At 28.4% G+C, this 12,741-nt stretch carries 11 protein-coding genes; 6 read left to right on the forward strand and 5 right to left on the reverse strand.

The window, feature by feature from the left end; genetic code table 11:
• Nucleotides 1-809: 809 nt before the first annotated feature.
• On the forward strand, nucleotides 810-1,439 hold the full coding sequence (locus Q1X91_RS05280) for an NAD(P)-dependent oxidoreductase (protein ID WP_300754074.1): 630 nt from the start codon (nucleotides 810-812) through the stop codon (nucleotides 1,437-1,439).
• 76 nt (nucleotides 1,440-1,515) lie between these two features.
• Here Q1X91_RS05280 and Q1X91_RS05285 read toward each other — a convergent pair whose 3' ends face one another.
• Nucleotides 1,516-2,886, reverse strand: a complete 1,371-nt coding sequence (locus Q1X91_RS05285) for an NAD(P)H-dependent oxidoreductase (protein WP_300754077.1) — start codon at nucleotides 2,884-2,886, stop codon at nucleotides 1,516-1,518.
• 272 nt (nucleotides 2,887-3,158) lie between these two features.
• On the opposite strand from Q1X91_RS05285, the gene Q1X91_RS05290 reads away from it, so the two are divergent.
• On the forward strand, nucleotides 3,159-3,647 hold the full coding sequence (locus tag Q1X91_RS05290; RefSeq protein WP_300754081.1) for a septum formation initiator family protein: 489 nt from the start codon (nucleotides 3,159-3,161) through the stop codon (nucleotides 3,645-3,647).
• On the opposite strand, the gene Q1X91_RS05295 is transcribed toward Q1X91_RS05290, so the two are convergent.
• Nucleotides 3,635-4,231, reverse strand: a complete 597-nt coding sequence (locus tag Q1X91_RS05295; protein WP_300754084.1) for a hypothetical protein — start codon at nucleotides 4,229-4,231, stop codon at nucleotides 3,635-3,637. The genes Q1X91_RS05290 and Q1X91_RS05295 overlap by 13 nt on opposite strands.
• Nucleotides 4,231-5,703, reverse strand: a complete 1,473-nt coding sequence (locus tag Q1X91_RS05300; protein WP_300754087.1) for a CsgG/HfaB family protein — start codon at nucleotides 5,701-5,703, stop codon at nucleotides 4,231-4,233. The genes Q1X91_RS05295 and Q1X91_RS05300 overlap by 1 nt, the downstream gene beginning before the upstream one ends.
• 673 nt (nucleotides 5,704-6,376) lie before the next feature.
• Between Q1X91_RS05300 and Q1X91_RS05305 the strand changes: the two genes are divergently transcribed.
• Genes Q1X91_RS05305 through Q1X91_RS05320 form a run of 4 tightly spaced genes read left to right on the forward strand, consistent with a single transcriptional unit; the run spans nucleotide 6,377 to nucleotide 9,353 of the window.
• A complete protein-coding gene (locus Q1X91_RS05305) occupies nucleotides 6,377-6,811 on the forward strand; it encodes a YbaB/EbfC family nucleoid-associated protein (protein WP_300754089.1) in 435 nt (144 codons plus the stop codon).
• A 5-nt stretch (nucleotides 6,812-6,816) separates the two neighbouring features.
• Nucleotides 6,817-7,422 carry a recombination mediator RecR gene (recR, locus tag Q1X91_RS05310; protein ID WP_300754091.1) on the forward strand — a complete coding sequence of 202 codons (606 nt, stop codon included), beginning with the start codon at nucleotides 6,817-6,819 and terminating at the stop codon, nucleotides 7,420-7,422.
• A gap of 33 nt (nucleotides 7,423-7,455) precedes the next feature.
• Nucleotides 7,456-8,403: a carbohydrate kinase family protein gene (locus tag Q1X91_RS05315; protein WP_300754094.1), complete on the forward strand. Its 948-nt coding sequence runs from the start codon at nucleotides 7,456-7,458 to the stop codon at nucleotides 8,401-8,403.
• Between the two features lie 23 nt (nucleotides 8,404-8,426).
• Complete coding sequence (locus tag Q1X91_RS05320) at nucleotides 8,427-9,353, forward strand: pseudouridine-5'-phosphate glycosidase (protein WP_300754097.1); 927 nt, start codon at nucleotides 8,427-8,429, stop codon at nucleotides 9,351-9,353.
• Nucleotides 9,354-9,499: 146 nt separating this feature from the next.
• On the opposite strand, the gene Q1X91_RS05325 is transcribed toward Q1X91_RS05320, so the two are convergent.
• Both Q1X91_RS05325 and pnp read right to left on the reverse strand, forming a co-directional pair.
• On the reverse strand, nucleotides 9,500-10,420 hold the full coding sequence (locus Q1X91_RS05325) for an Rpn family recombination-promoting nuclease/putative transposase (RefSeq protein WP_300754099.1): 921 nt from the start codon (nucleotides 10,418-10,420) through the stop codon (nucleotides 9,500-9,502).
• 119 nt (nucleotides 10,421-10,539) lie between these two features.
• Nucleotides 10,540-12,690, reverse strand: a complete 2,151-nt coding sequence (gene pnp / locus Q1X91_RS05330) for a polyribonucleotide nucleotidyltransferase (RefSeq protein ID WP_300754102.1) — start codon at nucleotides 12,688-12,690, stop codon at nucleotides 10,540-10,542.
• Between the last annotated feature and the right edge of the window lie 51 nt (nucleotides 12,691-12,741).

A 12,741-nucleotide genomic window follows, 5' to 3' on the forward strand; every position in this document is an offset into this window, starting at 1 on the left:
CACTTCGTTCGGTCGCGTTGACATTTGATAAGAATAAACAATACCGTGCGTCCCGAACGAAGATGAGGGAGAGCTCGCGGTTGACAAACTTAAAAATTTCCAGTATATACTGGAACGATTTCATTTTGTCAACTGATGTACATTATATAGAATTATTAACTTTTTTGCCGCACAAAAAAGTTGTAAAAAACGCAATTACTAGAACTTTATATTTTAAAGATATATATTAAATGTATGGTAATATCCGAAATTTGGACTAAAAATGCAGTCTTTTCGCCACAGGCGTACAGCGTATGGTTCTTTGTGCCAACAAAAGAACTGGGGTGTGGGGCAAAGCCCCGCAAATATCAAAATTTAAAAAAATTATTTTTTGACAAACTGTATTTGTTTAGGTATATACTAAAAATTCTTAAGTTTGTCAATTTTTTTATTCAACTTTTTCCCGCCGCACGCTATACTTAACAGTACTTCCTTCGGTTGCAGGCGGACAGGCGTCACAAAAGAACTGGGGCTGCCGACGCAAAATGCGGACTTCGTCGGCACGCAGAGCGAGGGGACTTCGTCAAATGCAGTCTTTTTGGTCCTTTGTGCCAACAAAAGAACTGGGGTGCGGGGCAAAGCCCTGCAATATTTTAAATTAAAAAAAATTATTTTTTGACAAATTATAGTCGTTTAGGTATATATAAAAAGTTAAAAATTTTAGTTGTAATATTTGACATTACAACTAAAACATGTTATTATTATTGTAATAATAGCTATTACAACCATTTAATTAAAGAAAAATATTTCATACAAAAAGGAGAATTAAAATGAAAATTGCAATAATAGCAGCAAACGGAAAAGCTGGAAAATTAATTATCAATGAGGCATTAGAAAGGGGATTAAATGTTACAGCAATAGTAAGAGATAAAACAAAAATAAATAATTCAAAAATAAAAGTTATAGAAAAAGATTTATTTGATTTGACAAAAGATGACTTGAAAGAATTTGATACCGTTGTAAGTGCATTCGGAGTATGGGAAGAAAAAGAACTTGACAAGCATTCGTCTGCAATGGAGCATTTATGTAATATACTTGCAAATACAAACATAAGACTTATGGTAGTTGGAGGAGCTGGAAGTTTATATATAGATAGAGACAAAAAATTAATGGATAGTAAAACTTTTCCTGATATATTCAAACCTCTTGCAAAAAGTATGTCAAAATCATTTGATATATTAAAAAATAAAAAAGATGTTTTATGGACTTATGTATCTCCTTCTGCTGATTTTCAATCTGATGGAGTAAAAACAGGAGAATATAATATAGGTAATAATGAATTACTTTTCAATTCTAAAGGTGAAAGTTCTATCAGTTATGCTGATTATGCTATAGCTTTTGCTGATGAGATACAAAATAAAAAATATTTAAATCAGCAAATAACATTCTGTTCTAAATAATAATTATTAAAAATATAGAAGTTAATAGAATATTATTTTTATCTATTAACTTCTATTAATAATAGATATTTTTATATTATTTAATATTTTTTACTTCGGCATTATTAATAACTTTTTTATAAGGCATTAAAATATACTCATTCATTTTATTTTTCATTTTCTTTTGAATTGAAGGAATTGATATTAAAGCACCTACCAATTTTATTTGAAGCATTTTTATTTTTTGTTTTTGGGGGAAATCATAAATATGATGTTTTTTATAGTATTTATGATCTTCTTTCATAAGTCCCTGCATTATGTATATCAAGTCCCTAAATATCTTCATTCCTCCTACACCATAAAAGTTTTTAGGACGAGTACATTTATTATCCATAGCATATTTCATTATAGATGATAACTTTGAAAGTTCATTGAAGGCATCATCATTATAATCATATGCAATATGAGTGAGAAAGTTACCTCCCACTTCAGAGCGTGATTCTATAAGTGTATGCAAATTATATTCTCTTTCATAATCTCCGCTTATTATATATCCTATAGGCATGCCCTCTGTAACAGTTCTATGCCCATTACAGAATTGTCTGTCATCGTAAATTTTAAAACTTGAATGTGTATAATGATTTTCTATTGTAAAAGCATATATAATTGAATCAGCTTTTTGTATTTCATTTCTTAAAAAATCATCAAATCCGTCTTTATAAACACATTTTCCAGTAATAGCACAGCCGAAACAGCCGAGACAGCCTCCATGAAAATTATATTCTCTTATATTAATTTCTCTTGTTTTATAATGAAATACCGATTTAAAGTCTTCAATCATATTTCTTAAACTCTCATCATTGTTGGCACAGTTAGTGAGTATTAAAACATCTTTTGAAGTATCTTTTTCATTTGAATCGTTAGTGTATTTTCTTTTATATATAATATTTTCTTTTGTATATGTTTTGATTGATGTATTTATATAGTTTAGATTATTATTTATACAAAAAGTTAGATAATTAAAAAAGTTTACTGCATCTTCCTGACCTTCTTTTTTCATAAGGTCTTCCATATCGGCAGAGAGCCCTCTTATATATTTTAATCCTAAGTCTAAACAATTCTCTTCTATGAACTTATGTGCTGTAATATCATAAAAATGCTTTGAAGTAGAAAACTGCGTTGCAAATTTATCTTTTATATTAATATTATTTTCTTTTAATAATTCTATAAATCTATGCAGCTGATAGGGTACTAAAAAAGTATATACAGGATAAGAAAAAATAATTACATCCGTTTTTTCAAGTTCTTCTTTTATTTCATTAAAGTTTTTTTCATAATATTTTATTTTTTGTCCAACGTTTAAAAATGAAAATTTATGTTCTGTAAATACTTTTTCCAAAAATAATAAAGTTTGTAAAGTTATGCTGTTATTGCCTTTAGGGCTTCCGTTTATAACTAAAATATTCATTTGTGCAGTCCTTTAATTAATAATACTATTATATTTAATAATAATAAAAGCTCAATATAAATATTTGAAACATTAGATTATGTGATGAAGTTATTGAAAATATTTTTAGGTAATTTTTAATTCAAGCTGTATGGTTATATATAAAACTGTATTTAAATATATTATAATATTGTATATATATACATTATTATAAAAATATTCTATAAAAAACTATATTAATTTTAATAGATTACTTCCCGATAATAATTTGTATCTTAATAAGGTTATAGTTTATGTATTTTAATGTAAGAATAAGTTCTAAAATATTTTATTGTATCATATTAGCAGGAATTGCTTTTACGGTATATGTATTTGTTTTTAGTTCTAAAGGTTTTCTTACATTAGACAATCAAAAAACTCTTATAGAGAATAAGAAAGAGAAAGTGGAAGAACTCAATAGAAAAAAAAGTCAAATTTCTAATAATATAGTTAGATTAAAAACGGATAGAGAATATATTTTATCATATGCCAAAACTTTTGGTTATTTAGACGGCACAAAAAATGAAAAAATTATTAAAATAATAAAAGATGAAGAGGATACATCAGTTTCCGCTGTTTCAGACAATAAAAAATCATATGATAATGATAATTATATTAATATAAAAGGTGCTTTAATACTTGCATTAATGATCGTATTATGTTTTATATTTTATTTAATACTTCTAAATAAAAATATACTTCCAAAACTAAAAAGAAAAAAAACTGCTTTTTATAAAGGGTGACTTAAAGAAAATACAAATCCCGCATCTTTATAAAAAGGTTCATAATAAGGCATAAAATTAAAACTAAATCCCTCATTTTTCTTTTTACCGTAAACTCTTTGATAACTGTCATAAGCAACCGCAGCACCGCAAAATACCGCAGCTGTTATTTCAAATATTGTAGCTGATATCCATAGACTTTTGTATCTGTTTCTTCCAGTTGTAGAAGGGGCAACATTGGCAGTTTCTAAAGAATCTAATCCAAATACCAAATATGTTGCATATGTATACGAGAAAAATGCTGTAAGTAAAAATGTAACTTCTGTATATCTGAAAGGATTACTTTTATAAGGTTCTTCAAGCATAACAGGAGAACTGCTTACTCCTTTTTGATTTATAATTTTATCTCCTTCCATTGTGAATATAGAATTAACACTGTTAGTATCAATATTATATTCAGACTTTAATTGTTCATTAGTTTCTATTATTTCTTTTCTTGCTGTATTATCATTGGTATTATATTCCTTTGAAAGATCAGAAAAATAAAAAGCTCCGAAGAATGTGTTTGAAATGATAAGCAGTATAGTGATAATTTTTATTTTCATTATAGTAACAAATGTGCTCCTAGTGTAAATTCTAATCCAGTAAGATTAACTGTTTTTATTTTTTCAGGCAAAGTAACTTCTGTCTTATCGCTGAATACTCCTAAGTTTATAGGATTGGTATAAAATCTGTATCCAATGCCTAAATTAACACCTATAGTATCGGTAATATTATACTGAATTGAAGCTATAGCTCCTATACCAAACATAATATCTCTTGAATCTATTTTAGCACCATTTTTAAGATAAGTATAGTTGTCTATAAAATAATTTCCGCCGTATACTTCTCCTATAGTTGTAAAAGATATACCCATGCCAACATACGGTGTAATAACCAATCTTAAAACTTCCTGATATAAATTTATATTAATATCAAAATTAAATCTAGCATCTACGGCATAACTAGACTTAAAAAAATCACCGAATAATAATCCGATACTAATATTCGGAGAAAATCTAATACCATTATATCCTATTTTTAAATGAAGTCCCAAGGCATATTTATTTTCATTTAATGATATTTTTAATTTTCCGTCATTCGGTCTTATTGTACTTTGATATGCAGCATTAAAAGATTTAATATTATATGAAGCATAATTTAATGATATTCCAGCTATAAAGTCTCCTATAATAGTTTCTCTTGCAATATCGCCTGCCTGTATATTTCTTCCTCTCGATATTTTTAATACTGAATAATCACTTCCTAATTCTTTTACTCTTAAAGTTCCTTTATAATCATATCCGCCGTTTATAGTATTTCCAGAAGGCAAAGTTATATTCTCTTTTTTAGAATATACTTTAAATCTTGTTTTTGAATCAATACCCTGATTTTTTCCAGCAAGTATGATAACATCATTTCCAATAATATCTGATATTGTTAATGTTATCTTAAATATCTCTCTCATTTTATCTTCTACTTTAGCCGCCAAATCATTGCAGGCATCATTAATAGCTGTTTGTCTTAAAGAATATGAAGGATACGAAGTAGTAGAATAGTAGCTTACCCCCTGCAGTTTGGAAGAATACATAATCTTAGTAGTTTCTACATCCGCTATCTGAAGCACCATTTCTACTTGTCCGTAAATACTTCCGCTTCCAGTATCGCTGTCATAATTATAACTTACATCAGCAGATACTATACTTCCTTTTATAGCTTTTGAATATCCGTATATCTTTCCCACTTCAATAACCTGACTTTCTGTTATACCTGTTAATTGAAGCTCCATTTCTTTTAGGTATTTATCCAAATTTTTCCTGTCTACAATATTAAATCTGTTCATTTTGGTTAATGAATCTTCTATCAATGCTGTCAGCTGTTTGCCTAAGCCTTGAGAATATCCGCTTGAACTATCTTCTATTTCGAAGACAGCGATATTTTCTTTAGTATAAGTTTTACCTATTTCTCTATTCATTTGCTGGGAGAATAATGTAAATGAACATACAAGAAAAGTTATTGCAAATATAATCTTTTTCATTAATATGTACTACCTTTAATACAATTTTTTTTAAAACCTCTTTTAAGATAATATATTATAAACTAAAAAAGTCAAATTTATGTAATGAACTTGTTTTAAAAGTATTTGACAATATTAGCTGTAAAATTATTTAATTTTAATATTATAAAATATAATGTTTTATATATTAGACTTGTTTCAAAACTATTTTTATTTATAATTGCGGGGACTAGCCCTCTGAAGTACACAGTCGTGCCCGTACCACCCCGCTTCTTTTGAACGTTGTCCACTCGCTCTGCGTGCCACAAATAACCAAAAACTCTATATTTACGGCTAAATTTAACAATTTATCTTACATATAAAACATGTTTAGTACAATTTAGGATTATTTTTATACCTTGCACTTTTTGCAACTTTGACGAAGTCCACCCGTGGTGTGCGGCGGGAAAAAGTTGAATAAAAAAATGACAAACTCAAAAATTTTTAGTATAAAATCAAAATAGCAATAACTGTTTTAATATAAATACCAATTGATATGAAATGAATATTAAATTTGCTGCATTTTTCATTATGTATAAAAATACAATATATGTAATAATTGATTAATGATAATTCTTATATTTAATTTTTATTGATAAATTATTAAAAAGAATATATATTATAGTAATGATTTTATTTTTATGGAGTATAAATTATGAATGAAAATACTATAAAATACAGCTCAGCTGGAAATTTGGTTTCTTTTAATATGGACAAATCATACAAGATATCTAATTTTAATATAGATGAGAGCCTTCTTTCAAAAGATCAAAAAGAATTATTGGAAGAGATGATAGTTTCAAGTATTAATGAGGCTTCTCATAAAGTAAAAGAATTAAATAAAAAATTAGATGATGAAGAAGATAATAGTAATATAGAAGAAAAACCTAAACATGCTAATCCTTTTAATATGAATTGGGGAGATATGAGCCAAATGTTTAATGATATCAGTAAAATGACATCTGTAGAATATAAAGACGGTAAATTAAATATATCTTTGGATTCAATAACACCTGATATGATTTCAAAAATGAATGACATGATGAATAAGATGAATGATAAAGATGATGAGAATAATAATAAGGAATAATTAATTTGAATAATATACAGTCATTGGATAAACTTACTCAGATTATATCAAGGCTTCCTGGAATAGGAGGCAGAACTGCTATGCGTCTTGCTTTATATTTATTTGACTGTGATGAAGAGTATTTAAAAGAGTTTGCAGATACATTATATACTCTTCATGACAATATAAAATTATGCGGTAAATGCTATAGTTTGAGTGATAATGATATTTGTTATATATGTTCTAATGATAAAAGAGAGCATAATAAAATATGTGTTGTAGAAACTTATCCTGATATGCTTGCAATAGAAAAAACAGAAGAGTATAACGGAGTGTATCATGTATTAGGCGGTCTTATAGCACCTCTTAAAGGTATAGGTATATGCGATATAAGGATAAAAGAACTTATTGATAGGGTTAATACTGAAAATATTGATGAAATAATGATAGCTTTCAGTGCATCATTAGAAGCAGATACTACTGCTGGATATATATTCAAATTATTAAAAGATAATAATTATACAGGCAGAGTAACAAGAATTACTTATGGAATATCTTTATCAAGCGATATAGAAAATGCTGATTCTAGGTCTCTTGCAAGAAGTATTTTAGACAGAGTGGAAATGAGTTAATAATAATAAAATATATTAATATAAGGGCATTAAATGGAAGATTATATATTGTCTATAGGCGGGTCAAATATTGATATACAGGGCTTTTCCAAAGGAAGAATACTTTTAAAAGAATCGAATCCTGGTAAAATAAATGTATGTGCAGGCGGTGTTGAAAGAAATATTGTTAATAATTTATCAAATATTGGGCTTAAAAATATAAAATTTGTTACTTCTATTGGCGATGATATTTTCGGAGATATTCTTTTTGATAATATAAAGTCATTAGGAATAGATACTTCATATATTGTAAGAAAAGGAAGCTCCACTTCATATATAGCTATTATGAATAATGATAAGGATATGGAGATAGCTGTATCAGATATGGACTCTCTTGATAAAAATATTGATATTAAATATTTAGAAAGTATTTATGAAATAATAGATAATGCCAAACTAATCACTATAGATGCCGTTATGGGAAGAGATATATTTGAGTATTTAATAAATAATTTCCCTAATAAAAAATTGATAAGCGATGCAGTATCAATAAAAAAGGCCGAGCATATAAAGGGGCTTGAAAATCATATTTATGCCTTAAAAATTAATTCAAATGAAGCATCATTTCTGCTTGACAAAGATATAAATACAATAGATGATGGAAAAGAAGCTGTAAAAATATTCTTGTACAAGGGCGTTAATGAGATATATATAACATTCGGGGCTTTAGGAATATGCTATGGTGTTATTAATGATGGAAAAGCCTATCATTTGGAAGCACCTAAAGCAGATATTATCAATGCTTCTGGTGCTGGAGATGCTTTTATGGCTGGTATTGCTTATTCTATATTTTATAATTATAGTTTAGATTACAAGGTAAAATTTGCTGCTGTTATGTCAATGCTTGCATTAGAGAGTGAATACACTGTTAATGATAATATAAGTTTAGATATAGTAGAAAAAAGAATAAAAGATATATTTGGTACAAGTCTTAAAAATTAATTATTAAAATAAAGAGGTATTTAATGAATAATTTAAATGAATTTTTAGATATTAGCGAAGAGGTAAAAGAGGCATTATATGAAAAGAGGGCAGTTGTTGCACTAGAAAGCACTATAATATCACATGGTATGCCTTATCCGGAAAATGTTGAAAGTGCTTTAAACTCTGAAAAAAATATACGTGATAATAATGCAGTTCCTGCTACAATAGCAATCATAAAAGGTAAAATAAAAGTAGGATTAAATAAAGAAGAGCTTGAGTATATGGGTTCTAACAGCAATATAGCAAAATCAAGCAGAAGAGATTTAGCAGCCATGTTAGCATTAAAAAAAGATGGTGCTACTACTGTAACAACTACTATGATAGGAGCTTCTCTTGCAGGCATAAAGGTTTTTGCTACTGGCGGTATAGGCGGTGTTCATAGATATGCTCAGGAGACTTTTGATATATCAGCAGATTTACAGGAATTAAGCAAGACAAATGTTGCTGTTGTATGTGCTGGTGCAAAATCTATATTGGATTTGGCTCTTACTATAGAATATCTTGAAACTTTCGGTGTTCCAGTGCTTGGATATAAAACAGATAAATTTCCTGCATTTTATACTAGAGACAGCGGCTATAATGTTGATTATAAAGTAGATACTGCTAAAGATATAGCTAATATTCTTAATACAAAATGGTCTTTGGGTTTGGAAGGCGGAGTGTTGGTATGCAATCCTATACCTGAAGAATATGAAATGGATAAAGATTATATAAATAAAATAATAGATGATACTGTAAAAGAGGCTAAAGATAAAAAAATATCAGGAAAAGATGTAACTCCTTTTATACTTGCCAAACTTCATAGTGTAACTGAAAATAAAAGTTTGAAAGCTAATAAAGAGTTGGTTTATAATAACTGCAGAACAGCTGCTAATATTGCATATGAGTATTCTAATTTGATTAAATAATTTTGTTTCAAAATGCAGTTCTTTTGCATTATAGTTTTATAAGGCTTTTAAGTATAACAAAAGAGCTGCATATTAAATCTCAGTTATAAATTAGCATATTTCAAATTATTATAAATCATTACAAAAATAGTTTTTAAACAAGTATATTATAAATTTTCTATTTCTTCTATACTTAAACCTGTATTCTCGCTTATAATTTTTATATCTATGCCTGCATTTTTAAAACTTTTAGCTATAGATATTTGCTGCTGTTTTTTACCTTGTTCTATACCTTGTTCTATACCTTCTTTAAGAGCTTCTTCTTTAGCTTTTTTTATATCTAATTCTATACTCTTATTAAAAAAATAAGTATCTACTTCACGCTTTTTATACTTATCCATTACTGGGTTGTCATTAACAAATGTACGGCATTTTTTTTCTACTTCTTCAAATATTGTGTTTTCTTTCATTAATATAGACATATCTTCCCCCTTAAAGAATTTTATCCAAGAAATAAACTCTTTATGAAAGTCTTCTATTTCATCAACATCTTTTAAATTAAATTTAGGAAGTTCAAGAAAGTGAAGCTGACAATGATCTGTTAAAATTTTATTATTATTTAACTCTTTTAATATGTAACAGCTATGAACTTTATCTTCATCGGTTAATATGAAATTTGTAATATTTATACTTACAGTAGGTTTTAATTCATCATAAAAAGAACCTCTATTTAAGCTAGAACTATAATTATAAGCCCAATAGTATAAAGCCCTTTTTATAAAATCTTCATTTCCTCTGGACTGTATTTCTATTAAAACAGTTATACCTGTTTCTGTTGTTGCTTTTATATCTACAATACTTTCTTTTTCATCATAATTTTCTGCTATGTTAAATGGATTAAGTATTTCTATTTTCTTAAAAGTTTCAAAGTTTAAATCTTTAAATACAGCATTAATAAAATTTAAGGCTATATGTTCATTACCTGCATGCGAAAATAAGTAACGTATAAAATAATCGTTAATTCTATTTAAATTATTAACAGTTATGGGTTCATTTAATATCTGTTTTAATTTTTCTAAATCTTTCATAATATCTATTATACAAAAATAATTATAAAAGTAAAGTTTCATCAATTTATTACTATATAATTAATAAAATAAAAGGCTGTCATTATTTAATGGCAGCCTTAATTATCAATTAAAAATTATTAAAATCTTTTTTTTCTGTCATGTTTATCATGCTTTCTTTCTTTTCTTGCATGATCTTCTTCTACATAATCGGCAGGTTTTTCGAGTAATGCCTTTCTGCTTAAAGAATATTTTCCGCCTTTTATATCTATGATTTTTACTTTTACTTCATCGCCTATTTTTAATACTTCTTCAACATTCATAACATGTTTATATGCTAATTCAGATATATGACAAAGTCCTTCGATTCCCGGAAGTATTTCTATAAAGGCTCCGAAATCTTTGATATCTTTTACAACTCCGTCATATACTTCTCCAACTTCTGGATCTTTAACATAAGAATTAATAAGTTTTATAGTTTTATCAAGAGTAGGTGTATCAGGGGCAAATATATTAACTATTCCGCTGTCCTGTATATCTACATCGCTTCCAGTTTCTTCTATTATTGCCTTGATATTTTTTCCGCCAGGGCCTATTAATATTCTTATTTTATCAGGATTAACTTCCATAGTTTTATATTTAGGAGCAAAATCTGATACTTCGCCTGCATTTGATATTGTAGAATCAATTATATCAAGTATAAAATATCTAGCTTTTTTTGCCTGCTCTAATGCTTCTTTTAATATCTGAGTGGAGATTCCAGTAAGTTTAATATCTAATTGGAAAGCTGTGATACCTTTACGTGTTCCAGCTACTTTAAAGTCCATATCTCCCAAATGGTCTTCTACACCTTGTATATCGGTAAGTATTTTGTATCCGTCTTTGTATGTAGCAAGTCCCATAGCAATACCTGCAACGCTTGCATTAAGAGGTACTCCTGATGATAGTAAAGACATAGTAGAAGCACATATTGTAGCCATTGAAGAAGAACCGTTACTTTCTAAAATTTCAGCAACAACTCTTATTGTATAAGGAAATTTGTCTTTTGGAGGAAGTACGGCATTAAATGAACGTTCAGCTAAATTACCATGACCAATTTCTCTTCTTCCTGGAGCTCCATAGCGTCCTACTTCTCCTACAGAGAAAGGCGGGAAATTATAATGGAGCATAAAAGTCTTATTTTCTTTTCCGTATATATCGTCCATTAATTGAGCATCTTTTTCACTTCCCAATGTAACTATAGATAAACATTGAGTTTGACCGCGTGTGAAAAGAGCAGAACCATGTACTCTAGGAATTAAGTTTATCATAGTGCTTATAGGTCTTATTTCATCTAAAGCCCTTCCGTCTGGACGCATAGATTTTTCTACTATAGCCTCTCTAACTATTTCTTCTTCTATAGAATGACATATACCTTTAACCTGAGATATTAATTTTTCATCTTCAGTTGTAGTTTTTATATATTCTTCTATTTCATTAAAAGCATTATCCATGCTTTCATTTCTTTTAGTTTTATCAGGGTTATAGTTGGCAGCTTCTATTTTTGCTCTTCCATATTCAGTAACAGTTTTTACCAAATCAGCATCATATTCAAACAATTCCTGTTCTATTTTCTGAGTGCCGCAAAGAGAAGCCATTTCATTTTGCATATCTATATATTTCTGCATTTCTTTATGAGCTAGTTCTATGGCACCAATAAATACTTCTTCAGAAACTTCTTTTGCTTCTCCTTCTATCATCAAAATAGCATCTTTACTTCCAGCTACAATGATATCTAATTCACTTGAAGGAAGTTCGCTGTTTTTAGGATTTATTATATATTCTCCGTTTTTGTATCCTATTCTAACAGCAGCTACTGGTCCTCCGAAAGGTATCCAAGAAATAGTAAGTGCTGCAGATGAAGCTATTAAAGCCAAAGCATCAGTAGGCATATCAGTATCTACAGACAAAACAGTAGGTATTATTTGTACTTCATTTCTAAAACCTTCAGGGAAAAGAGGTCTTAAAGGTCTGTCTATAATACGTGATATAAGTATTTCTTTATCTCTAGGTTTAGCTTCTCTTTTGAAGAAACCGCCTGGTATTTTACCGCCTGCATAATATTTTTCATTATAATTAACTGTTAGAGGGAAGAAATCAGATTCCAAATTAGGCTCTTTAGCTGCTACAACAGTTGCTAGTATAGTAGTATTTCCTAATCGCAAAGTTACAGATCCATGAGCCTGTTTGGCCAGAAGCCCTGTTTCTAATATTAATTCCTCCCCGCAAAAAACACTCTTAACTGTGACCATATTCTACTCCTTTATAGCCGAAACACACACCGAGAGGGGGCATTTAAATTT

The sequence above is a fragment of the uncultured Brachyspira sp. genome, from assembly GCF_949287625.1.
GTDB lineage: Bacteria > Spirochaetota > Brachyspiria > Brachyspirales > Brachyspiraceae > Brachyspira.

Bases quoted from the DNA above. Each gene is read 5' to 3' on its own strand.
- Q1X91_RS05280 (WP_300754074.1), top strand. From the start codon at position 810: ATGAAAATTGCAATAATAGCAGCAAACGGAAAAGCTGGAAAATTAATT.
- Q1X91_RS05285 (WP_300754077.1), bottom strand. From the start codon at position 2,886: ATGAATATTTTAGTTATAAACGGAAGCCCTAAAGGCAATAACAGCATA.
- Q1X91_RS05290 (WP_300754081.1), top strand. From the start codon at position 3,159: ATGTATTTTAATGTAAGAATAAGTTCTAAAATATTTTATTGTATCATA.
- Q1X91_RS05295 (WP_300754084.1), bottom strand. From the start codon at position 4,231: ATGAAAATAAAAATTATCACTATACTGCTTATCATTTCAAACACATTC.
- Q1X91_RS05300 (WP_300754087.1), bottom strand. From the start codon at position 5,703: ATGAAAAAGATTATATTTGCAATAACTTTTCTTGTATGTTCATTTACA.
- Q1X91_RS05305 (WP_300754089.1), top strand. From the start codon at position 6,377: ATGAATGAAAATACTATAAAATACAGCTCAGCTGGAAATTTGGTTTCT.
- Q1X91_RS05315 (WP_300754094.1), top strand. From the start codon at position 7,456: ATGGAAGATTATATATTGTCTATAGGCGGGTCAAATATTGATATACAG.
- Q1X91_RS05320 (WP_300754097.1), top strand. From the start codon at position 8,427: ATGAATAATTTAAATGAATTTTTAGATATTAGCGAAGAGGTAAAAGAG.
- Q1X91_RS05325 (WP_300754099.1), bottom strand. From the start codon at position 10,420: ATGAAAGATTTAGAAAAATTAAAACAGATATTAAATGAACCCATAACT.
- pnp (WP_300754102.1), bottom strand. From the start codon at position 12,690: ATGGTCACAGTTAAGAGTGTTTTTTGCGGGGAGGAATTAATATTAGAA.